Raw genomic sequence first — 20,309 nt, forward strand, 5'->3', positions numbered from 1 at the left:
GCCGGGCACCGAATGCGGTATCTATGGATGGCGGGCTGTTCGCTGACCTGGAATCAGATTAAACCGTTTCAGGACAGCAACACAGATTATTAAAAACTGTGTAACATCCGACTGATTAAATGCCTTTGGCCATCATAGATGATGGTCACTACACCCCTGAGAAGGCGGATAAGTTTTGTAACGTTTCGTGATAAAGCTGAGACTCCGACAGCTCTGAAAGCCGCTTTCAGAAAGGGTTTGCTTTGGCTGACCCACTGTAACGATAGGGAATAAGGGTGGCGGGGAAGTCGGCCCGTCAGGTTCTATACCAACGGTTGCGATCGCCCGGCAGCGACCGGCGCAAGTATTGTAGGGTCAGGCACAACATTGCTGGGGCCACCCCTCTCGATTGAGCATTTCCTTGATGTAACTGTTGTGTAACGTAAATTGACAAACTAGCCATGGACGACTTGACAACAACCCAGGTGGTCAGCGATGCGGTTGCTCGCCTGTACAACACCTACCCCTTTCCGCCGGAGCCAATTCTCGACGAGGCTCCGCCGGGGTACAACTGGCGCTGGTACTGGCCTACGGTGCACAGTTTTTGTACGGGGGCAGCCCCTGACGCAGCCTCCGTGCGCGTGCTAGACGCGGGCTGTGGTACTGGGGTCAGCACCGAATATATTAGTCATCTCAATCCAGAGGCAGAGGTACTGGGCATTGATTTGAGCGAGCGGGCGATCGCCACCGCCACCCAGCGCTGCCAGTCCTCCGGGGCCACCAACGTTCGATTTCGCCAGCTCAGCATCTACGACGTGGATCAAATCGAGGGCGAGTTTGATTGGATCAACTGTGTTGGCGTTATTCACCACATGCCCGATCCGCTCAAGGGGCTGCAGGCGCTGGCAACCAAGCTGGCCCCTGGCGGGTTTATTCATTTATTTGTATACGCCGCCATCGGTCGCTGGGAAATTTCGCTGATGCAGCGGGCGATCGCGTTAGTTCAGGGCAGCCAGCGGGGCGACTACCGCGACGGGGTACAGGTGGGCCGCCAAATTTTCGCTACTCTGCCCGAGGGCAACCGGCTCAAGCAGCGAGAGCGCGATCGATGGGCGATGGAAAACCATCGCGACGAGTGCTTCGCCGATATGTACGTCCATCCCCAGGAGGTTGACTACACCCTCGATAGTTTGTTTGAGCTGATTGAGGCATCGGGGCTGGAATTCGTAGACTTCTCAAACCCTCACATCTGGCAGATCGATCGCCTGCTAGCCTCAGATCCCGCCCTGCTGGCGCGTGCCCAGCAGCTTCCCGAAAAAGACCAGTACCGCCTGGTCGAACTGCTCGATCCAGAGATCACCCACTTTGAGTGGTTCCTGGCTCGCCCCCCCTACCCTCGTGTTACTTGGGAGAACGACACTGACCTGCTAGCGGCCATTCCCACCCGAAATCCCTGTATGGAGGGCTGGCCCAGCCAGAGCATCTTCGATCACAACTATCAAATCATTTCGCTAGACAAGAAGGAGTTTGAGTTTTTGCAGGCCTGCGATGGTCAAAGACCGGCCCAAGAGGGCGATCGCCAAAACAGCCCTCACAGTCAGCCCTCAGCCACCGTTGCAGACCTACTCAGCCAAAGCGAGTTAACCCTTGAGGACGTGCGCCAGCTGCACAAGCGTCAGCTGATCTTGTTGCATCTGCCACAGCACCGCCCGCAAAGTTAGGCTGAAGATAACAGATTTACTTTTGGGAAGCGTCTATTAAGTATTATTGCCGTGATATGATCTCCCATGGCCTGCGTGAGCAGGTAAAACCCTTTAACGGCTAAGGATTAGGCGCTTTCGTGGCCCCATTGCCCTCCGAACACCCCGACCCTACTGCTCCAGCAGAGGTAGACCAAGACCCAGGTCAAACCGACGGTCAAGATCTTCCTCCAGCTTCAGCAGATGCCATGGCAGAGTACTACCAGCTGCAGCAAAACTTGCTGCTGACCACCCTGTCATTCAGCGGCGTCATCTTTGTTTCCGTGTGGCTAGTCTACTCGCTGCCAATTGCTCTGAATTATTTAATAGGAGCGTGCGGCGGTGTGGTTTACTTGAGGATGTTGGCAAAAAGCGTGGCCAACATCGGGCGCGGAAGCGCCAGGCTAGGCAGTGGTCGATTGGCCCTCGTGGTTGGATTGGTTCTGGTAGCTACTCAGTGGCAGCAGCTTCAGGTCGTACCCGTTTTTCTGGGTTTTTTGACCTACAAGGGGGCGTTAATTGCTTACACCCTCTGGACTGCGGTGCTGCCAAAATCATCGTCAGAGTCATTCCAGGAACCTGGTTGACCTAGATCGGTGGTTCCCCAGCATAGCATGCTTTTTCCTGGTAGGTCTTAAGGAAAAGTTGATTTAAGAGATGGCGCTCAATATGTTAATGATTCATCCCTTAGTCCTGGCAGAGCTAGAGGTCGGCCAGCATTTGTACTGGCAGGTTGGTGGCCTCAAGCTCCACGGTCAAGTCTTTTTGACCTCGTGGTTTGTCATTGGCGTGCTGCTGCTGGTGTCATTTTTGGCCACCCGCAACATTCAGCGCATACCGTCCGGTCTGCAGAACTTCATGGAGTACGCCCTGGAGTTCATCCGTGACTTGGCCAAAAACCAGATTGGCGAAAAGGAATACCGGCCCTGGGTTCCGTTTGTCGGCACATTGTTTCTATTTATCTTTGTGTCCAACTGGTCTGGGGCGCTGATTCCGTGGAAGCTAATTCACCTGCCGGCAGGTGAGCTGGCCGCTCCCACTAACGACATCAACACCACTGTGGCCCTGGCCCTGTTGACATCGTTGGCCTATTTCTATGCGGGTTTCAGCAAGCGTGGGTTGGCGTACTTCGCCAAGTACATCGAACCAACGCCCATCTTGCTGCCCATCAACATTTTGGAAGATTTCACCAAGCCTCTCTCCCTCAGTTTCCGTCTGTTTGGAAACATCCTGGCCGATGAGCTTGTGGTCGCTGTGCTGGTCTTGCTGGTACCTCTCTTCGTACCGCTGCCGGTTATGGTCCTGGGTCTGTTCACCAGTGCTATTCAGGCGCTGATCTTTGCAACCCTGGCTGCGGCCTACATCGGCGAGGCCATTGAGGGGCATGGTGGTGAAGAGCATGGATGACCCCGAAGTGACTTTCTCTTAGGGGCATTCAGTTTGGTATTGGCTGGTAGGGCAGGTGCTGCCAGCCGACGTGGTCTTAGGGCCGCACTGACAAGAAACGCCTATCGAGCGTTGTCTACGACCTGATTAACGAGTTGTTGATTGTCCAAATCGAGGTAAGACATGGATTCTACTATTGCAGCCGCTTCCGTAATTGCAGCCGCTCTGGCCGTTGGTCTGGCAGCGATCGGCCCTGGTATTGGTCAAGGTAATGCAGCTGGTCAAGCGGTAGAGGGTATTGCTCGGCAGCCCGAAGCTGAAGGTAAGATTCGCGGCACCCTGCTGCTGAGCTTGGCTTTCATGGAAGCACTCACCATCTACGGTCTGGTAGTAGCCCTAGTGCTGCTGTTTGCCAACCCCTTCGCGTAGATAGTCATCGGCGGGCTAGGGAGAGGTTTTTGTACCTTTCCCTGCCTATTGATACTTGCGATTTCCTCTGTGGAATTTCACTCTGTAGTGCTGGCCCTGGGCCGGGTTAAAGGGCATACCCACAATGATGAATTTTGTTTGGTTACTAGCGGTTGAAGCCGCTGAAACGGTTGAAGAAGGCGGTGGTCTATTTGACCTTGACGCCACTCTGCCGCTGATGGCAGTGCAATTTGTGCTGCTGGCGGTGGCGCTCAACGCGCTGTTCTACAAGCCTCTGGGTAAAGTTTTAGACGAGCGTGACGGTTACATTAGTTCCAATCAGGTTGATGCGGCAGAGCGCCTGGCCAAGGCCGAGCAAATTGCTAAGCAGTATCAGCAGGAGCTAGCTGAGACCCGTCGCCAGGCCCAAGCGGTAATTGCCGAGGCCCAGGAAGAAGCGCAAAAAATTGCGTCTCAAACCGTTGCTGCTGCTCAGCAGGAGGCCCAGGCCCAGCGGGAGCAGGTGCAGCGCGAGCTAGACGAGCAAAAGAATCAGGCAATGGCCACCTTAGAGCAGCAGGTGGATGGTCTGAGTCAGCAAATTTTAGATAAGCTGCTGGGTTCTTTAGCGGCCTAGGCTATTGGTAACGGCGGGATGGTTTAGCCCTTCCGGAGTTGCCCGCGTCGTTGACGGAAAGTAGGGATATGACTATTGGTTGGTTACTGGCGGCGGAAGCAGGTGGTTTTGGTGTGGATTTCAACATCCTAGAAACCAACCTGATTAATTTGGTCATTATTATTGGCGTGCTGTATTACTTTGGCGGCAAGTTTTTAGGGAAAACCCTATCGACCCGCCAGTCGGCGATTAAAACAGCGATTGTTGAGGCCGAGCAGCGTAAGCAGGAGGCCGCCGCCGCGCTGGCAGAGCAGCAGCAGAAGCTGGCCCAGGCTCAAACAGAAGCTAAAAGGATTTTGGCCGAAGCCCAGACAACAGCAGAGCGCAGCCGTGAGGAGATCTTAAAGCAGTCTCAGATCGACGTAGAGCGCATGCGAGCTAATGCCGCTCAAGACCTCAGCTCTCAGGAAGCTCGGGTCATGCGAGAGTTGCAGCAGCGGATTGCAGCCCTGGCCATCGAGCGCAGCGAGGCCGCTCTGCCCGATCGGCTGAACGACGATTTGCAGCGGCGTCTGGTGGATTCCAGTATTGCCTCGCTTAAAGGAGAATAGCCATGAACGACACAACGCTGAGTTCTGAAATTGCTGGTCCCTACGCCAAGGCTCTGATGTCGGTGGCTGATGATAACAACGCTGCTGACCAGGTAGGTGACGAAGTCGCCAATCTGCTGGAGATACTGGCCAGTTCTGACGAGCTAATCGGGTTTCTGTCTAACCCACTGATGGCTCCCGATTCTAAAAAAGAGGTGCTGCGCCAGATTGCGGAAGGAAACGTGAGCGGCTTTTTGCTGAACTTTCTGATGCTGCTAGTTGACAGGGGTCGGATAGCCTTCCTGCAGCCCGTGCTTCAGCAGTACCGAGCTTTGCTGAGGGAGCGTAACCAGACTGTTTTGGCTGATGTAACCTCTGCAGTCGAGATCACCGACGATCAGCAGAACGCGATTCGCGATCGCGTCAAGGCCATGACCGGGGCCAACAGCGTCGAGCTGTCGATCCAGATTGACCCATCCCTGATTGGGGGACTGATCATTAAGGTTGGCTCTCAGGTGATCGACGCCAGCCTCAAAGGGCAGCTGCGTCGCATTGGCATGCAGCTAGCGGCTACCGCCTAGCCCATCGATCTAGTTTGCCCTTTGGTGGGGCATTTTCTCTGACGTCTCGTGTTTATGTAGGTTTATCCAGAGCAAGTCCTATGGTTAGTATCAGACCTGACGAAATTAGCAGCATTATTAAGCAGCAAATCGAGCAGTACAACCAGGAGGTCAAGGTCTCCAATGTGGGTACGGTGCTGCAGGTGGGTGACGGTATCGCCCGCATCTACGGCCTCGAGACCGCTATGTCCGGCGAACTGCTGGAGTTTGAAGACGGCACCGTAGGGATCGCCCTCAACCTGGAAGAAGACAACGTGGGCGCGGTGCTGATGGGCGACGGCATCAACATCAAGGAAGGCAGCGCCGTTACCGCCACCGGCAAAATTGCCTCGGTTCCCGTGGGTGAGGCCATGCTGGGCCGCGTTGTGGATGCTCTGGCCCGCCCGATTGACGGCAAGGGCGATATACAAACCACTGAAACCCGTCTGATTGAATCTCCTGCCCCCGGCATTATTGCCCGCAAGTCGGTTTATGAGCCCCTGCAGACCGGCATCACCGCTATCGACGCCATGATTCCCATCGGTCGTGGTCAGCGCGAGCTGATCATTGGTGACCGTCAGACGGGTAAGACTGCGATCGCGATCGACACTATCCTCAACCAAAAGTCTGAGGACGTGGTGTGCGTCTACGTGGCCATTGGTCAGAAAGCGGCTTCGGTGGCTCAAATTGTAGACGTGCTGCGCGAGCGCGGTGCCCTTGAATACACCATTGTGGTTGCGGCTAACGCCAACGACCCCGCACCGCTTCAGTATCTAGCGCCCTACACCGGTGCTAGCCTGGCTGAGTACTATATGTACAAAGGCAAGGCTACCCTGATCATCTACGATGACCTCACCAAGCAAGCCCAGGCGTACCGCCAGATGTCGCTGCTGCTGCGTCGTCCGCCCGGTCGTGAAGCTTACCCCGGCGACGTGTTCTACTTGCACTCTCGTCTGCTAGAGCGGGCGGCTAAGCTCAGCCCCGAGCTGGGCGAGGGCAGCATGACCGCCCTACCCGTGATTGAAACCCAGGCGGGTGACGTATCGGCCTACATTCCGACCAACGTAATTTCGATTACCGACGGTCAAATCTTCCTCTCCTCTGACCTGTTTAACTCGGGTCTACGCCCCGCTATTAACGCCGGCATTTCGGTATCGCGGGTAGGCTCTGCAGCCCAGATCAAGGCGATGAAGCAGGTGGCCGGTAAGGTGAAACTGGAGCTGGCTCAGTTCGACGAGCTGCAGGCGTTTTCGCAGTTTGCCTCTGACCTAGATGCGGCTACCCAGAAGCAGCTGGCTCGTGGTACTCGTCTGCGCGAACTGCTCAAGCAGCCCCAGTACTCTCCCCTGCCGGTGGAAGAGCAGGTGGCCATCATTTACGCAGGCATCAATGGCTACATGGATGAGGTGCCCGTAGATCAGGTGACGGCTTTTGCTAAGTCGCTGCGCGACTACCTCCGCAACAGCAAGCCCAAGTTTGGCGAACTGATTCGCAGCGAGAAGAAGCTCGGCGACGAGAGCGAAGCCATTCTCAAGGACGCGATCGCTGAAGCCAAGCAAGCCTTCATGGCAGCCGTCTAATCTCCTGTTTTAGTCGAGGTGCTGCCTAAGGCAGCACCTCGACTCTCGACGACCCCTTAGGGATCCACTATGCCTAACCTAAAAGCGATTCGAGACCGCATTAAGTCTGTTAAAAATACTCGCAAAATTACTGAAGCGATGCGTCTGGTAGCTGCGGCCAAGGTACGTCGCGCTCAGGAGCAGGTGATTGCCACCCGGCCCTTTGCCGATCGCCTGGCCCAGGTGCTTTACGGCCTGCAAAGCCGCCTGCGGTTTGAGGAGGCCGATCTGCCGCTGCTGAAGCAGCGCGACGTTCAAACCGTTGCTCTGCTGGTCATTTCTGGCGATCGCGGCCTCTGCGGCGGCTACAACACCAACGTCATTCGCCGAGCTGAAATCCGTGCGCAAGAGCTAGCGGCGGAGGGGTTAAACTATCGCTTCATTCTGGTGGGTCGCAAGGCTAACCAGTATTTTAAGCGTCGTGAACAGCCGATTGAGTCCAGCTTCATCGGTATGGAGCAAATTCCAACAGCTGCAGAGGCATCGACGATTGCCGACGAGCTGCTTTCGCTGTTTCTCTCCGACGAAGTCGATCGCGTTGAGCTGGTTTACACCCGGTTTGTGTCGCTAGTCAGCTCACGCCCGGTTATTCAAACGCTGCTGCCCCTCGATCCTCAGGGTCTAGAGGTATCGGATGACGAAATTTTCCGGCTTACTACCCGAGGTGGCGTCTTCCAGGTAGAGCGCGAGAAGGTGACTGGGCCGGCTCCAACCGAGTTTCCCCAGGACATGATCTTCGAGCAAGATCCGGTGCAAATTCTAGATGCGCTGCTGCCTCTGTACCTAAATAACCAAATTCTGCGGGCACTGCAGGAGTCGGCCGCAAGCGAACTGGCCGCCCGAATGACCGCTATGAACAACGCCAGCGACAACGCGAAGGAACTGGCTAAGACGCTTAACTTGACCTACAACAAGGCTCGTCAGGCGGCTATTACCCAGGAAATTCTGGAAGTGGTAGCAGGGGCTAACTCTCTGTAAACCTAGAACAACCTACATTCACGATTCAAAAGCCCGTCACAGGTGTGACGGGCTTTTCTTTTCTATAGGGTTTCAGGTGGCTGCGCCGATCGGTTCGCGCAGCGGTTGCCCAGGGGAGCGCTACCCAGGCCAAACTCTCTAGCCGTGGCGCTTTTGGTGCCAGGCCCAGGCGTGGGTCAAAATGGTGTCGATGTCGGCGTACTGTGGATTCCAGCCTAGAATACTGCGGGCGCGATCGCTGCCTCCCACCAGCGCCGGCGGATCGCCGGGGCGGCGTTCGACTTCCACCACCGGAATGGTCTTGCCGGTCACTCGAACCGCTGCGTCAATCACCTCTCGCACCGAGAAACCGCTGCCGTTACCCAGGTTAAAGACGTTGCTCTCGCCACCTTTGAGCAGGTATTCCAAGCCCAAAATATGGGCATCGGCCAGGTCGCACACGTGGATGTAGTCACGGACGCAGGTGCCGTCGGAGGTGGGGTAGTCGGTTCCAAAAACGCTAATCGACTCCCGCTTGCCCAAAGCCGTTTGCAGCACCAGGGGAATCAGGTGGGTTTCGGGGTTGTGGTCTTCGCCCAGCAAACCGTTGGGATGGGCACCCGCCGCATTGAAATAGCGAAAGCGCACCGATCGCAGATCGTAGGCTTTGTCGTAGTCGGTCAGAATGCGCTCCACCATTAGCTTGGTGGCACCGTAGGGGTTGATCGGGTTTTGGGGATGGGTCTCTGTGATCGGCATTTCCTGGGGCACGCCATAGGTGGCGCAAGTCGAAGAAAACACAAAGTTTTTAATGCCCGCATCTACCATCGCATCGAGCAGCGACAAGGTGCCCACCACGTTGTTTTCGTAGTATTTAGCAGGGTTGCTGACCGACTCGCCCACGTAGGCGTAGGCCGAAAAGTGCATGACTGCACTGATGTCGTAGCGCTTAAAGATCGACTTGAGCAGCTCTTTATCTAGGGTGCTGCCCTCAATCAGCTCGGTTTTTAGCACATTTTCTACTAGGTCACGATGGCCATAGACCAGGTTATCTAGAATCAAAACCCGATAGCCCGCCTGCTGGAGAGCCATCACGGCGTGGCTGCCGATATAACCGGCTCCCCCTGTCACCAGGATAGTTTTTACATCGGTTGTCATAGGAATTATCTCTAGGGTGTTCAGTACTAGCTAAGCCGCAGTCTCGGTTCAATGCGGTTGGTGCTGGCCGAGTGATGCCATTTTAGCTCTAGCCCCAGAGCCGCCCTGAGGTCTGGGGGTGAAGTTACTAACTTTTTATCTCTCGGCGAGATTGTCTTACAGAAAGAAAACGCTGGGGGATGGAACCGCTAGCGCCGCCCTGGGCGCACTTAAATAAGCTTTAACCAAAGCTTACCGCCCGCTTAGTTCTCCCATGAAGCTTTGCCGTGCGTAATGGCCGAAGATAGCTCCGTAGCAATAGCTACAAGACGTAACCCCTAAGTGTTATCTATGGCTGACTTCACACTCCAACTCTTTCACGCGGCCGATCAAGAGGGTAATATTTCTGCCCTGGATGATGCTCCTCGCTTTTCAGCTGTACTAAATGCTTTAAAGAACCAGGATATTGATGGCGATGGCGTCGCTGGCTTTGCCAACACGCTGGTTTTGTCCTCTGGAGATGCTTACATTCCTGGCGTGTTTTTCAGCGCTAGCAACCAGGCCTTTGGTGGCGCTGGGCGAGGCGATATCTTAATTCAGAATGCTCTGGGCTTTCAGGCGATCGCCTTTGGCAACCACGAGTTTGACCAGGGTACTGGCTTGGTGGCTAACTTAATCAGCCCCGGAGACGATGACCCTGCAACAGCGATCGATGAAGCTTTTCCGGGCACTGCATTCCCCTACCTCAGCAGCAACCTCGACTTCAGCACCGATGCCAACCTGGCCGGTCTAGTCGTAGCCGACGCCCAACCCCCTCAACCCAACAGCATTGCAGCCTCGACCGTGATTGAGGTCAATGGCGAGAGAATCGGCGTGGTAGGGGCTACAACCCCCACTATCAGCAACGTTAACGTGCGCATCTCTAGCCCTGGCGACGTGACGGTGCTGCCCCAACCCTTTGACGGCAGCCCCACCCCAGACCAGCTCGATGCCCTAGCGGCGGAAATTCAGGCCGACGTGGATGCACTGCTGGCAGCCAATCCCGACATTAACAAGGTCGTGCTGCTGGCCCATATGCAGCAGATTGCCATTGAGCAAGAGTTGGCCCAACGCCTGTCAAATGTAGACATCATTGTGGCGGGTGGCTCGAACACTCGCCTGTTTGACGAAAGCGATCGCCCCCGCACGGGCGACAGCAATCAGGGAATTTATCCCATTATCCAAACTGGAGCCGACGGCAACCCCATTGCCGTTGTCAACACCGACGGCAACTACAAGTATGTAGGCCGCTTGGTGATCGACTTTGACGAGAACGGCGTTCTGCTGCCAGAAAGCTACAACCCCGCTATCAGCGGTGCCTACGCCACCGATGAACAGGGCGTTGCCGATGTCGGTGGCGTAGGATTGGCCGATTCCCAAATTGTGGCCCTTACCGATGCCCTGCGCGAGGTCATCATTGCCACCGAGAGCAATGTGTTTGGCGTCAGCGAAGTTTTCCTGGAGGGTCGTCGCAGCCAGGTGCGCACCGAGGAAACCAACCTGGGCAACCTGACGGCCGACGCCAATCTGGCCGTAGCCAGAACCGTCGACGCCTCCACCGTTATTTCGCTTAAGAATGGCGGCGGCATTCGCAACCCGATTGGGCAGGTTGTGGTGCCCGCCGGCGGTACAGGAGAGGCTGAGCTGCTGCCCAACGAGGCGATTCCTGGGGTGAAGCCTGAGGGCGGCCTGTCCCAAACCGACATTGAAAACACCCTGCAGTTTAACAACGAGCTGTCGCTGATTACCGTCACCGCTGCAGAACTGGTAGCGCTCGTCGAGCACGGCGTGGCGGCTAGCAGCCTGGATGACAGCGTTACACCCGGTCAGTTCCCGCAAATTAGCGGCTTCTCCTTCAGTTTTGATGCCACCGCCGCTCCTGGCGATCGCGTTCAGTCGCTCGCCATTGAAGCTGAAGACGGCAGCGATCTAGACGTGGTCGTACAGAATGGTGAGATTGTGGGCGACCCCAGCCGCACCTTCCGCATGGTAACCCTCAGCTTTTTAGCGAACGGAGGCGACGGCTATCCCTTTCCAACTGGCGAAGCGACCAACCGCATCGACCTAGTAGATGAAACGGCAGCCGCTACGGGTAATGCCACCTTTGCCGCCGACTTCACCGAGCAGGATGCCCTGGCGGAGTATTTGTTCGAGAACTTTGGCGAAGAAACGCCTTTTACCGCTGCTGAAACCGGCCGCGAGCTAGACAGCCGCATTCAAAACCTGGCCTTCCGCAGCGATACCGTAATCGACGATCTGACCGGTACCCCTGGCCCCGCCGGACCGGGTCTATTTCTAGATCTGCGGGGGCTGAGTGGGGAGGTGACTACCTCCTTCGTAGTGAATCGAGAGGCCGCCTTCGACAATTTCATAGGCTTCTACCGCGTAGCCGACACCAACGGAGGCATCGACCTAGATGGCGACGGAACCGCCGATATTACTCCTGGCCAGACGGGCTATACCCAGGCGGCCTTGGATGCTCGCGCTGAGTCTGTGGCACTAACTACGGCCAACTTGACCGAGTCGGTATTTGAGGCAGACGTGGCTGGGGGCAGCCTTTACGCTCCCTTCCTGATTGTCAACGGCACTCCAGACAGCTTCAATGCTAGTCGGGTGTACTTTGCCTTTGGGGCCGCCAACGCCGATGGCGCTGAGCACGTGCGCGTTGCTGATGGGGTAATTGGGTTTGAAGACCAGTTTGGCGGCGGCGACAACGACTTCAATGACATGGTTATAGCGGTTACAACGTCGGCCTAAGCCCCGGCAAAATCGGCGAAAATGGCTGCCCCAGCGCCATTTTCGCCCCAGTATCGCTTTTTGTTGGTGTTGCGATCGCAGACGCAATCTCAGGTCTGCCTTTCTTAGGGACTAAACCTGCGATCGCAGGTTTAGTCCTACTCAAGAAATATTAGCTGCATCCAAAACAGCAAAACTCTCAAAAAATTAAAGATAACGTTATAAAAAGCAAGCAACTTTAGTCAGCTTAATTGAGTTTGAACGCATAACGGTTCGGCCCGAGATATGAATTACCCTGCTTAGGTGCTTAGGTTCAGCTTCACAGATTACTTAATACGTTTCTCTCAAGGTCAACTAAGTGGTACAAACAATTCCCAGAAGCCTACCCAATGACGAGTTGAGAACTCAGACCAGAGCTAAAGATTTACAACCAGGCAGGCTTCATCATGTGCCTAAGTTGCCTAATTAGGCAACCTTTTGAATTAGGCTCTTGATGACTTTTTGATCGCCAAAGGGCAATATTGTTGTAGAGGCTTTAGGCTCCCTTTGAAAGTCACCTTTAATGAAATCCTTGCATACTATTGGCGCGAGTCAACTGCTTGACTTCAATACCGCTGCACTAAGCGTTCTGACCTACCTCCACGGTCGACTCGGGTTTGACCTGTGGATGATTACCCGCACCGAGGGCAACGACTGGATTGTCTTGCAGGCCAACGATCAGGGCTATGGGGTAAAAGCAGGGGATGTTTTTAACTGGACCGATTCGTTTTGCTCGCGCATGATCCAGGGCGAAGGGCCCCGCATTGCCCCCTGCTCTGACGAAGTAGCCGCCTATATCCAAGCGCCCATTGGTCAGCAGGTCAAAATTGGGGCCTACGTAGGCGTTCCCCTCATCAATGAAGACGGCACTTTATTTGGCACTCTGTGCGCCATCGATCCAGCCCCGCAGCCACCCGCCATTCAGCAAGAATTACCCCTGATTGAGCTACTGGCCCAACTGCTCAGCCGCATTCTCCATGCCGACACCAAAGCCGCCGAGCAGGCTCGTCTCACCGAACGACTGCAAACGGAAGCCCTCACCGACGGGCTAACCGGGCTTTACAACCGCCGCGGTTGGGATCAGCTGCTCGATAGCGAAGAAGAGCGCTGCACCATCTACGGCTATCCAGCCTGCATTATCGTTATCGATATAGATAACCTAAAAACCATCAATGACAGCCAGGGCCACGCCGCTGGAGACCACCTCTTGCAGCAGACTGCCGCCGTGCTGCGGCAAATTACCCGCAAGCAGGATATCGTCGCTCGCATTGGCGGTGACGAGTTTGCCATGCTTTGTGTTGAATGCTCGCTAGACGAAGGCGAGCAGCTGAAAACCCGTCTAGAGCAGGTTCTAGCAGCAAGCCAGCTACAGGCTTCGGTGGGCATTGCCGGACGCCACCCCAGCCAGGGGCTGCGCTGGGCCTGGGCCAACGCCGATCGCGCCATGTACAGCTTCAAACGCCTTCGCCAAGCCATATCTCCTTAAATTGGTTTGCAGATTGTCCCCGTCGGTTTAGAATAGTCAAGGACCACAGCAATTCAGGGTTGGTCGCCGCAGGCACGTTAGCCTACAGCTCTTACCCAAAATTGATGGCCCAAAAAAACAAAACTTGGTTTGACAAGGGTTTCTCCTTTATCTATACTAAGGATCGTTGAAAAAACCAGGCCCCCATCGTCTAGAGGCCTAGGACACCTCCCTTTCACGGAGGCGACGGGGATTCGAATTCCCCTGGGGGTATAGTTAAAACCATTTAAAGCCCTGTAGCGATCGTTACAGGGCTTTAATGTTTAGGCCTACTGCCTAAGGTGCTAGCGGCTAGGCAGATGACAAGCTCAGGCGCTTCCGGTAGTGTAAGGGTTACCTGGAGCGTTCGGTGCAGCCCTTTGTAAGGGGAATTTATGGCCTTTATTACCTTGTTAGCAACCGCAGTGGGGATTGTCTCTGCCCTGGGGTTGGTGATAGTGGGGCTGGTAGAAGCCCCCTGGCAGGTGCTGTTGCTGGGCCTGCTGGCGGCTCTTTACGCGTTACAGCGGCAGATCCAGGCCAGTGAACTGGTAGCCCAAGCCAGCGATATTGTCCCGCCCGAAGCGATCGCTGCCGATGCACCCCTAGATAAGCCAAACCCGGCAGGAACTGCTGAGTCAACTCCAGGCGAAGAGGCTGAGGCGGCTGTAGAAGCAGGTGATGCTGGCTACGAGCTAACCTATCGAGGCATTCGCTACCGATCGTCTCACCCTTCCCCAGGTGCTTCTGCTACCGCTAAACCTGAGGGCGATGCCGCTGAGACGACAGAAGGTATTTATCGTGGGCAGCGATGGCAGCGGTAGATTTCGCCTGACCAGTACTGGCTTAGGCACCCAGGCTACTTAGAGTGGGCAAAAATGCTCTCGTCTTGGGCAAAGGCCTTAAACTCCAAAGCATTACCGCTGGGGTCAGTGATAAAGAGGGTAGCCTGTTCTCCCACCTGGCCCACAAAGCGCTGGTAGGGCTCAATGAGAAACTTTACCTGGGCCTGGCGCAGGCGATCGGCCAGGGTATGCCATTCCGTTGGGGTGAGAATAACTCCCCAATGGCTAACCGGAACCCCGTGTCCATCGACAGCGTTAGTGGGTACAACCGAACGGGCTTCATCCACTAAATGGGCCGTTATCTGATGACCAAACAGGTTAAAGTCAATCCAGCGATCGGAGGTACGCCCCACAGAGCAGCCCAGAACTGTTTCGTAGAAGTGACGGGTGCTAGACAGGTCGTACACTGGAAACGCCACATGAAAGGGACGAAGCATCACCATGTCCTCTAGGGTTACAACGGATGGGGTTACAACAAATGGGGTTACGCCAGAGCTAAACACCAGGGTTAGCCCTGCCACGGAGGCCCGCTATGCCCTTACCAACTGTACCCTCTATACCGGGCGTCAAGTTCTGGAAAACCATGCCCTCGTAGTAGAGGGGGCCAAAATTGTTGACCTGGTACCTGTCGCCCAACTGGCTCCAGAGTTGCCCCGGCTAGACGGTCGAGGTTGCGCGGTAGCGCCCGGATTTATCGATCTCCAACTCAACGGCTGTGGCGGTGTCATGTTTAATGATGCCATTACCGCTGACACCCTCGATACCATGCACCGTACCAATCTTCAAAGCGGTACGACCAGCTTTTTGCCTACGCTAATTACCACCTCCGATGCGGCGATGAAGGCTGCGATCGCGATCGTGACTGAGTACCGCCGTCGCCACCCCCAGCGGGTTCTAGGGCTGCACTTAGAAGGTCCTTATCTCAACCCAAACCGCAGCGGCATTCACAACAAAACCTATGTCCGCCCGGCCGATGGGGAGATGGTTAACTGCCTGGTCGAAGCGGGGCCAGAGGTGGTTAAGCTAGTCACGCTAGCGCCTGAGATGGTGCCCCCCGAGCACATTCAACAGCTAGCTCAGGCGGGCATTTTGGTCGCGGCTGGGCACACAGACGCTAGCTTTGAAGCCGCTTTGGCTGGCTTTGAGGCAGGCATTGGCATGGTGACGCATTTGTTTAATGCCATGTCGGCCTGGCAGGGGCGCAGCCCAGGGCTGGTAGGGGCCGTCTTTAGCCGTCCCGATATCTATGCGGGCATTATTGTGGATGGCCATCACGTTCACTACGGGTCGGTTGGCTTGGCCAAGACCATTAAGCAAGACCGTCTGGTGCTGGTCAGCGACGCCACACCGCCAGTAGGCACGACTCTAGAGTCGTTTGTGATTGGTGGCCAGCGGGTGTTTTATCGCAACGGCAAGTGTATATCGGCCGACGGCACCCTGGGAGGGGCGGCGCTAACGCTGATCGAAGCGGTGGGCAACTGCGTGAACCAGGTGGGCATTCCCCTCGCCGAAGCCCTGCGGATGGCGACTCTGTATCCGGCACGGGCAATTGGGTTAGAGGACCGCCTTGGGCTGCTGGCGGCCGGGTATTGGGCTAATCTAACGCTCTTCGACCCGGCTACTTTTGAAGTTAAAGGCTGCATTGACCAGGGCAAGCTGGCCTGGGCCAGCGCTGACGTTCAGCCGTGTTGCTAAAGTCGGGGGCGGGGCAGTCCGGCAACCCGCTGCTGAAGCAGTTGGGCCGCCATCATCTGGCTGCGGAGGCTAATCCAGAGGCTGCACTGTTCTTCAGCGACCGATACCAGCGCCCCGGCCCGCTGCTCTGAGAACTTGCAGGCTAAATGGTACAAACGGGTGCGTTTGTTTGCTTCAACGGTTAAAGCTCGGTAGTACAGCTCATTGGAGTGGTGAGTGCCATCCTGCAAAGCGCCATTGAACCAAAATTTAAACACCTGAACTCGATTTTCGGGCAAAACCTTGGGCAGCATGAAGGCTCTCTCTTAACCTAGTTTCAGCATACCCAGCTGATTTAGCAAATGCTGATGCCAGAGCAGATATAGTAATTGTTGGGTCAAAAATAACCGCCCTAAACACAGGTAATTTTAAGTTCGGTTAGTGGCAGATGCTGCGGGCAAAGGCAGACTCTACCAGCGATCGCAAAATGTCCATGCTGAGGGGTTGCACCAGCAGACCGTCTACCCCCGGTGTCTCTTCGCTGTAGTTCCACTGGGGACTGGCCGAATCGGTGAGAGCCACGATCGTCATGTCGGGCGAGTGGCTGTACCGCCGCAGCTGATTAACTAACGGCTGTGACCAGGCCTGGAAATTGTTACCCACCAAAATAACCAGGCAGGGAGGCCCTTGGCTAACCCGAGTTACCGCTTGCTCGGTAGAGCTGGCTACAAACACAGGGTATTGCAGGTTAGTTACCAGGGTATGAGCATCGTCATGGTGACAACGCTCTGGATCGAGCACAAGGATATAGCCTTGGGTCAAAGTCATGATTAAAAACGACGCAGTTGACCTCCATATTACCTAGGTCAAAAATTGTCTTTAGCCCCTGTATTACTGCTCTTTTGGCCTATATATTGGGGTTTCAAGGGTATTTTAGTGAATTGCCCAAAACTTGTTCTTTTGTTTTTTTTAGCCTCTCTAAAGGCTTTCCAAAGCCGCTTCCTTTCGAAAATCAAACTATATTTAAGTTATGCAAATTATTGATCTATAAATAGATAGTTGACTGCCACTAGTAACGTTTTGTCCCCACGATATAACTCTTGGGGCCCGCAGCCGACCTCAGAGTTGGGTAACCCTAGCTACAAAACCCCCTGAAGGGCTTTGCTATGTTTAGCAAATAAAAATTGCCGTTTATGACGAAATCCAGTGGGCTCTGTATCTGTACAGATTATTGAGGGAAACCCCCATTTGCGATCGCTCCTAGGCTGGCATCTTCAGCAAGCTGGCTACCGGGTTTTTCAGTCGTCAGATATAGTTCGCACCCGTGATGTCTTTCAGAGTCGCCAGCCCGACTTGGTGATTTTAGATTCGCAGCTGCCGGACGGGGATGGGGTAGAGCTGTGCAAGTGGCTCCACAGTCAGGGGCAGCCGCTGATCATGATCCTGTCTGCCTGCAGTACCGAAACCGACATTGTGACTGGGCTACGGGCCGGGGCCGACGACTACCTCACCAAACCCTTCGGTATGCAGGAGTTTTTGGCCCGGGTGGAGGCTTTAACCCGTCGAGTGCGGCTGATGAGCGCTCCTGCATCACTGACCTACGGCGATTTAAACATTGATTTGGTGCAGCGGCGGGTCAACTTTCGCGGCGACTATATCGATCTCACTCCCCAAGAATTTAGCCTGTTGTACGTGCTGACCCAGGCGGCGGGTGCGCCCCTTAGCCGCACCGACCTCCTGCGCCGCGCCTGGCCCGATGCGATCGACAATCCCAGAACCGTTGACACCCACATTCTTTCCCTACGCAAAAAAATTGAGGTCGATCCAAGACAGCCCAACATCATTCAAACGGTGCGCAATGTAGGCTATCGCTTCAACGTCGAGCGTGCCTCTGCTGAGTCTAACGGCCATAGCCCGCGGGTGAGCCCCAGTTTGGCTTCCTCCTCACTGATCTAGTTTCACCCCTGAGCCACTTTTACTAAGTCAACAGTAGTTCTCAAGGCGGCACCAGCGCTTAGCTTAGAGCCTAGACAGATTTGTGGCGGCTGGAGTTGCGCCTGGCTTCTAACTGCCGCAGGCGGAGTGTTGCCAGAGCCAATAGCGAGTTTTGGTGAATTGAACTATAATTCGAATTGCACTAGTCTTCGGCCTGTCTACTATCGTGTTCACCACCCTAACGCCTGCTGCCACGCTGCCAACTTACGACCTGGTTGAAGCCATTGAGACCCTCAAGCGCGAGCTCAATGCGGTTATTTTGGCCCACTATTACCAGGAATCTGACATTCAAGATGTCGCCGACTACATTGGCGATTCGCTGGGGCTGTCTCGGCAAGCCGCTGCTACCAGCGCCGACGTGATCGTCTTTGCGGGAGTGCACTTTATGGCCGAAACCGCTAAGATTCTCAACCCCGAGAAGCAGGTGCTGCTGCCCGACCTCGATGCAGGCTGTTCTCTAGCCGATAGCTGCCCCCCCGATGCCTTTGCGGCCTTCAAGGCCGCCCATCCCGACCACCTGGTAATTTCTTACATCAACTGCACGGCGGCGATTAAGGCCATGAGCGACATTATTTGCACCAGCTCCAACGCAGTTAGCATCGTACAGCAGCTACCCGCCGACCAAAAAATCATCTTCGCCCCCGATCGCAACCTGGGCCGCTACGTGATGCAGCAAACGGGTCGAGATATGGTGCTGTGGCAGGGCAGCTGCATGGTTCACGAAACCTTTTCTGAGAAGAAGCTGGTGCAGCTGCAAAGCGCCCACCCAGAGGCAGATGTCATTGCCCACCCAGAGTGTGAAGAAGCGGTGCTGCGCCATGCCCACTTTATTGGCTCGACCACAGCACTGCTTAAGCACGCTCAGCAAAGCGCAAAATCTGAGTTTATTGTCGTTACAGAATCTGGCATCATTCACCAGATGCAAAAACAGGCTCCAGACAAGGCGTTTATTCCTGCCCCGCCAGCGGCGACTTGCGCCTGCAATGAATGCCCTCACATGCGGCTCAACACGCTTGAGAAGCTTTACCTAGCTATGAAAAATCGCCAGCCTGAAATCATCCTTAGCCCCGAGCTACAGCAGCAGGCTCTCAAACCCATTCAGCGCATGCTGGAGATGAGTGCTTGACAGCCTAATGCTCATCCACGAAGGTCTTGAGTTCTGCCGTCAATTGCTCGATCAGGTTGTTGTTGTCGGCAGCGGGCTGGCCACTTTCCTGCTCTACCCGCTCTACCACATCGTCAGGCAGATTGAGCAACGACACCAGACGGCTGTAGGCATCTGCCTCTTCTGCGTTGATGGGGTCTTCACCGGGGGTGCGGGCACTGGAGCTAATCACCTGGTGGCCGAGCTTGAGCACTAGCTCTCGCTCATCAACACTCGTCAGCTTGGGCACTAGCTCTTCGAGAGGCAGGTTTTGCATTAAGTAGTCGCGCAGCTCGTCGCGCAAAGCGGCCTGTTGACCAGGATTACTGGCAAACAGGTGGCTAAACTGGTCTAGCATCACGCCGACTTCTTCATCGGCGAGGTGGCCGTCGCTCCAGGCCATAGTAGAGACAATGCGCAGCAGAGTCATCTGGCTGGGGCTAATGGACGGAGGAGAAGGAGGTTGTAGTGGCATAGCAGTCTCCGGGGTAGTGAACTACGTCGGGTAGCTGATGACAACCTACCACGCAGAACCGGAGGGGTCGGGTAACTTTAGCAATCTCTACAAATTCAGAGAAGCTTGGGAAACGTCTCACAGCCGCCCGGCCAGGTGCGCCAGCTGACGGGTATTTTTAAGCCGCAGCACCGATCGCGCCGTATCCTCCACAATCCAGCCCTTTTCGGCTAGCTTACCCATAATCTTTTCGGCTTCGTCGGGGGTAATATCGGCTAGGTCGGCCAGGTCTTTTCGAGGAATATTGAATAGTTCAACCCCATCCTCCACAGGTTCGCCGTAGGCCGTTTGAATAGCCGTCAGGGTATTGGCCAACTTGACAGCGGGAGGCTGGTGACGCAGCTGAAATCGCAGGTTGGTCTGGCGCAGTCGCTGCACCATTAGCTGCAGCAGTCGGTGGTGCAGCTGAGGATCTTTAAACAGGGTTTGAATAAACCGCTGAGCCGATATACTCATGAGCTTAACAGCGGTCATCGCCACCACGTCAGTGGAGCGAGGAGATTCGTCTAGAATGGCCATCTCGCCAAAGAAGTCGCCTTTGCCCAGTACCGCTAGGGTGATAGAGCTATCTTCGGCATGGCGGCGCACTTTTACCCAACCAGCCTCAATAAAGTAAACCGCATTGCCCCAGGCATCTTCCATCACCACCGCTCGATCGGCGGGGTAGTCGTGGTGGGTAGCCACAGATAGGAGCCAATCAACGGTTTCGGGACTAGCAGCCTGAAATAAGGGATACAGTTCGCTCAGCGTGTCGGCTTGCATAAAAGGCATAGTGAAAGGGTGACGCTC

The 20,309-nt window shown here is 55.3% G+C and carries 21 protein-coding genes and 1 tRNA gene; 16 read left to right on the forward strand and 6 right to left on the reverse strand.

Going from position 1 to position 20,309, the window contains the following annotated elements:
- The first annotated feature begins 440 nt into the window (after positions 1 to 440).
- From IQ265_RS19080 to IQ265_RS19120, 9 genes are all read left to right on the forward strand, one after another.
- Positions 441 to 1,700: a class I SAM-dependent methyltransferase gene (locus tag IQ265_RS19080; protein ID WP_194056478.1), complete on the forward strand. Its 1,260-nt coding sequence runs from the start codon at positions 441 to 443 to the stop codon at positions 1,698 to 1,700.
- A gap of 227 nt (positions 1,701 to 1,927) precedes the next feature.
- Entirely contained in the window at positions 1,928 to 2,305 is a 378-nt protein-coding gene (locus IQ265_RS19085) for an ATP synthase subunit I (RefSeq protein WP_228038111.1), read from the forward strand.
- Between the two features lie 70 nt (positions 2,306 to 2,375).
- Positions 2,376 to 3,125 carry a F0F1 ATP synthase subunit A gene (gene atpB / locus IQ265_RS19090; RefSeq protein WP_194056482.1) on the forward strand — a complete coding sequence of 250 codons (750 nt, stop codon included), beginning with the start codon at positions 2,376 to 2,378 and terminating at the stop codon, positions 3,123 to 3,125.
- Between the two features lie 162 nt (positions 3,126 to 3,287).
- The gene (gene atpE, locus IQ265_RS19095) at positions 3,288 to 3,533 is read left to right on the forward strand and encodes an ATP synthase F0 subunit C (RefSeq protein WP_194021618.1); all 246 of its coding nucleotides are present in this window, start codon (positions 3,288 to 3,290) and stop codon (positions 3,531 to 3,533) included.
- A 124-nt stretch (positions 3,534 to 3,657) separates the two neighbouring features.
- Positions 3,658 to 4,149, forward strand: coding sequence for a F0F1 ATP synthase subunit B' (locus IQ265_RS19100; RefSeq protein ID WP_194056484.1), 492 nt, complete (start codon positions 3,658 to 3,660; stop codon positions 4,147 to 4,149).
- Positions 4,150 to 4,217: 68 nt separating this feature from the next.
- Positions 4,218 to 4,739, forward strand: a complete 522-nt coding sequence (locus IQ265_RS19105; protein WP_194056486.1) for a F0F1 ATP synthase subunit B — start codon at positions 4,218 to 4,220, stop codon at positions 4,737 to 4,739.
- A 2-nt stretch (positions 4,740 to 4,741) separates the two neighbouring features.
- The gene (gene atpH / locus IQ265_RS19110; RefSeq protein WP_194056488.1) at positions 4,742 to 5,299 is read left to right on the forward strand and encodes an ATP synthase F1 subunit delta; all 558 of its coding nucleotides are present in this window, start codon (positions 4,742 to 4,744) and stop codon (positions 5,297 to 5,299) included.
- Positions 5,300 to 5,379: 80 nt separating this feature from the next.
- Entirely contained in the window at positions 5,380 to 6,897 is a 1,518-nt protein-coding gene (gene atpA, locus IQ265_RS19115) for a F0F1 ATP synthase subunit alpha (protein ID WP_194056490.1), read from the forward strand.
- A gap of 69 nt (positions 6,898 to 6,966) precedes the next feature.
- Positions 6,967 to 7,914 carry a F0F1 ATP synthase subunit gamma gene (locus IQ265_RS19120; protein WP_194056492.1) on the forward strand — a complete coding sequence of 316 codons (948 nt, stop codon included), beginning with the start codon at positions 6,967 to 6,969 and terminating at the stop codon, positions 7,912 to 7,914.
- A gap of 138 nt (positions 7,915 to 8,052) precedes the next feature.
- Here IQ265_RS19120 and galE read toward each other — a convergent pair whose 3' ends face one another.
- Positions 8,053 to 9,051, reverse strand: a complete 999-nt coding sequence (galE, locus tag IQ265_RS19125; protein ID WP_194056494.1) for a UDP-glucose 4-epimerase GalE — start codon at positions 9,049 to 9,051, stop codon at positions 8,053 to 8,055.
- 321 nt (positions 9,052 to 9,372) lie between these two features.
- Between galE and IQ265_RS19130 the strand changes: the two genes are divergently transcribed.
- The 4 genes from IQ265_RS19130 to IQ265_RS19145 all read left to right on the forward strand — a co-directional run bounded on the left by IQ265_RS19130 (position 9,373) and on the right by IQ265_RS19145 (position 14,172).
- Positions 9,373 to 11,826, forward strand: a complete 2,454-nt coding sequence (locus tag IQ265_RS19130) for a 5'-nucleotidase C-terminal domain-containing protein (RefSeq protein WP_347404986.1) — start codon at positions 9,373 to 9,375, stop codon at positions 11,824 to 11,826.
- Between the two features lie 541 nt (positions 11,827 to 12,367).
- The gene (locus tag IQ265_RS19135) at positions 12,368 to 13,330 is read left to right on the forward strand and encodes a sensor domain-containing diguanylate cyclase (protein ID WP_194056498.1); all 963 of its coding nucleotides are present in this window, start codon (positions 12,368 to 12,370) and stop codon (positions 13,328 to 13,330) included.
- A 179-nt stretch (positions 13,331 to 13,509) separates the two neighbouring features.
- Positions 13,510 to 13,582, forward strand: a tRNA-Glu gene (locus IQ265_RS19140).
- Positions 13,583 to 13,743: 161 nt separating this feature from the next.
- Complete coding sequence (locus IQ265_RS19145; protein ID WP_194056500.1) at positions 13,744 to 14,172, forward strand: DUF4278 domain-containing protein; 429 nt, start codon at positions 13,744 to 13,746, stop codon at positions 14,170 to 14,172.
- 35 nt (positions 14,173 to 14,207) lie between these two features.
- Here IQ265_RS19145 and IQ265_RS19150 read toward each other — a convergent pair whose 3' ends face one another.
- Positions 14,208 to 14,636: a VOC family protein gene (locus tag IQ265_RS19150; RefSeq protein ID WP_194056502.1), complete on the reverse strand. Its 429-nt coding sequence runs from the start codon at positions 14,634 to 14,636 to the stop codon at positions 14,208 to 14,210.
- Between IQ265_RS19150 and nagA the strand changes: the two genes are divergently transcribed.
- Positions 14,635 to 15,888, forward strand: coding sequence for an N-acetylglucosamine-6-phosphate deacetylase (nagA, locus tag IQ265_RS19155; protein WP_194056504.1), 1,254 nt, complete (start codon positions 14,635 to 14,637; stop codon positions 15,886 to 15,888). The genes IQ265_RS19150 and nagA overlap by 2 nt on opposite strands.
- Here nagA and IQ265_RS19160 read toward each other — a convergent pair.
- Positions 15,885 to 16,181 (reverse strand): hypothetical protein, encoded by a 297-nt coding sequence (locus tag IQ265_RS19160; protein ID WP_194056506.1) that lies wholly within the window; start codon positions 16,179 to 16,181, stop codon positions 15,885 to 15,887. The two genes, nagA and IQ265_RS19160, sit on opposite strands and share 4 nt — an antisense overlap.
- Positions 16,182 to 16,305: 124 nt before the next feature.
- A complete protein-coding gene (locus IQ265_RS19165; protein WP_194056508.1) occupies positions 16,306 to 16,695 on the reverse strand; it encodes a hypothetical protein in 390 nt (129 codons plus the stop codon).
- 378 nt (positions 16,696 to 17,073) lie between these two features.
- On the opposite strand from IQ265_RS19165, the gene IQ265_RS19170 reads away from it, so the two are divergent.
- The gene (locus tag IQ265_RS19170) at positions 17,074 to 17,823 is read left to right on the forward strand and encodes a response regulator transcription factor (RefSeq protein WP_194056510.1); all 750 of its coding nucleotides are present in this window, start codon (positions 17,074 to 17,076) and stop codon (positions 17,821 to 17,823) included.
- Positions 17,824 to 18,028: 205 nt separating this feature from the next.
- Positions 18,029 to 18,988 (forward strand): quinolinate synthase NadA, encoded by a 960-nt coding sequence (gene nadA, locus IQ265_RS19175; protein ID WP_194056512.1) that lies wholly within the window; start codon positions 18,029 to 18,031, stop codon positions 18,986 to 18,988.
- A 4-nt stretch (positions 18,989 to 18,992) separates the two neighbouring features.
- On the opposite strand, the gene IQ265_RS19180 is transcribed toward nadA, so the two are convergent.
- Positions 18,993 to 19,481, reverse strand: a complete 489-nt coding sequence (locus tag IQ265_RS19180; protein ID WP_228038114.1) for a TerB family tellurite resistance protein — start codon at positions 19,479 to 19,481, stop codon at positions 18,993 to 18,995.
- Positions 19,482 to 19,598: 117 nt separating this feature from the next.
- The gene (locus tag IQ265_RS19185; RefSeq protein ID WP_228038116.1) at positions 19,599 to 20,291 is read right to left on the reverse strand and encodes a Crp/Fnr family transcriptional regulator; all 693 of its coding nucleotides are present in this window, start codon (positions 20,289 to 20,291) and stop codon (positions 19,599 to 19,601) included.
- Positions 20,292 to 20,309: the final 18 nt, after the last annotated feature.

The organism is Nodosilinea sp. LEGE 06152 (assembly GCF_015207525.1).
Classification (GTDB): Bacteria; Cyanobacteriota; Cyanobacteriia; order Phormidesmidales; family Phormidesmidaceae; genus Nodosilinea.

What these genes read in the sequence shown, in the direction of transcription:
- IQ265_RS19080 (WP_194056478.1), top strand. Translation starts at nt 441, where the DNA reads ATGGACGACTTGACAACAACCCAGGTGGTCAGCGATGCGGTTGCTCGC.
- IQ265_RS19085 (WP_228038111.1), top strand. Translation starts at nt 1,928, where the DNA reads ATGGCAGAGTACTACCAGCTGCAGCAAAACTTGCTGCTGACCACCCTG.
- atpB (WP_194056482.1), top strand. Translation starts at nt 2,376, where the DNA reads ATGGCGCTCAATATGTTAATGATTCATCCCTTAGTCCTGGCAGAGCTA.
- atpE (WP_194021618.1), top strand. Translation starts at nt 3,288, where the DNA reads ATGGATTCTACTATTGCAGCCGCTTCCGTAATTGCAGCCGCTCTGGCC.
- IQ265_RS19100 (WP_194056484.1), top strand. Translation starts at nt 3,658, where the DNA reads ATGATGAATTTTGTTTGGTTACTAGCGGTTGAAGCCGCTGAAACGGTT.
- IQ265_RS19105 (WP_194056486.1), top strand. Translation starts at nt 4,218, where the DNA reads ATGACTATTGGTTGGTTACTGGCGGCGGAAGCAGGTGGTTTTGGTGTG.
- atpH (WP_194056488.1), top strand. Translation starts at nt 4,742, where the DNA reads ATGAACGACACAACGCTGAGTTCTGAAATTGCTGGTCCCTACGCCAAG.
- atpA (WP_194056490.1), top strand. Translation starts at nt 5,380, where the DNA reads ATGGTTAGTATCAGACCTGACGAAATTAGCAGCATTATTAAGCAGCAA.
- IQ265_RS19120 (WP_194056492.1), top strand. Translation starts at nt 6,967, where the DNA reads ATGCCTAACCTAAAAGCGATTCGAGACCGCATTAAGTCTGTTAAAAAT.
- galE (WP_194056494.1), bottom strand. Translation starts at nt 9,051, where the DNA reads ATGACAACCGATGTAAAAACTATCCTGGTGACAGGGGGAGCCGGTTAT.
- IQ265_RS19135 (WP_194056498.1), top strand. Translation starts at nt 12,368, where the DNA reads ATGAAATCCTTGCATACTATTGGCGCGAGTCAACTGCTTGACTTCAAT.
- IQ265_RS19145 (WP_194056500.1), top strand. Translation starts at nt 13,744, where the DNA reads ATGGCCTTTATTACCTTGTTAGCAACCGCAGTGGGGATTGTCTCTGCC.
- nagA (WP_194056504.1), top strand. Translation starts at nt 14,635, where the DNA reads ATGTCCTCTAGGGTTACAACGGATGGGGTTACAACAAATGGGGTTACG.
- IQ265_RS19150 (WP_194056502.1), bottom strand. Translation starts at nt 14,636, where the DNA reads ATGGTGATGCTTCGTCCCTTTCATGTGGCGTTTCCAGTGTACGACCTG.
- IQ265_RS19160 (WP_194056506.1), bottom strand. Translation starts at nt 16,181, where the DNA reads ATGCTGCCCAAGGTTTTGCCCGAAAATCGAGTTCAGGTGTTTAAATTT.
- IQ265_RS19165 (WP_194056508.1), bottom strand. Translation starts at nt 16,695, where the DNA reads ATGACTTTGACCCAAGGCTATATCCTTGTGCTCGATCCAGAGCGTTGT.
- IQ265_RS19180 (WP_228038114.1), bottom strand. Translation starts at nt 19,481, where the DNA reads ATGCCACTACAACCTCCTTCTCCTCCGTCCATTAGCCCCAGCCAGATG.
- IQ265_RS19185 (WP_228038116.1), bottom strand. Translation starts at nt 20,291, where the DNA reads ATGCCTTTTATGCAAGCCGACACGCTGAGCGAACTGTATCCCTTATTT.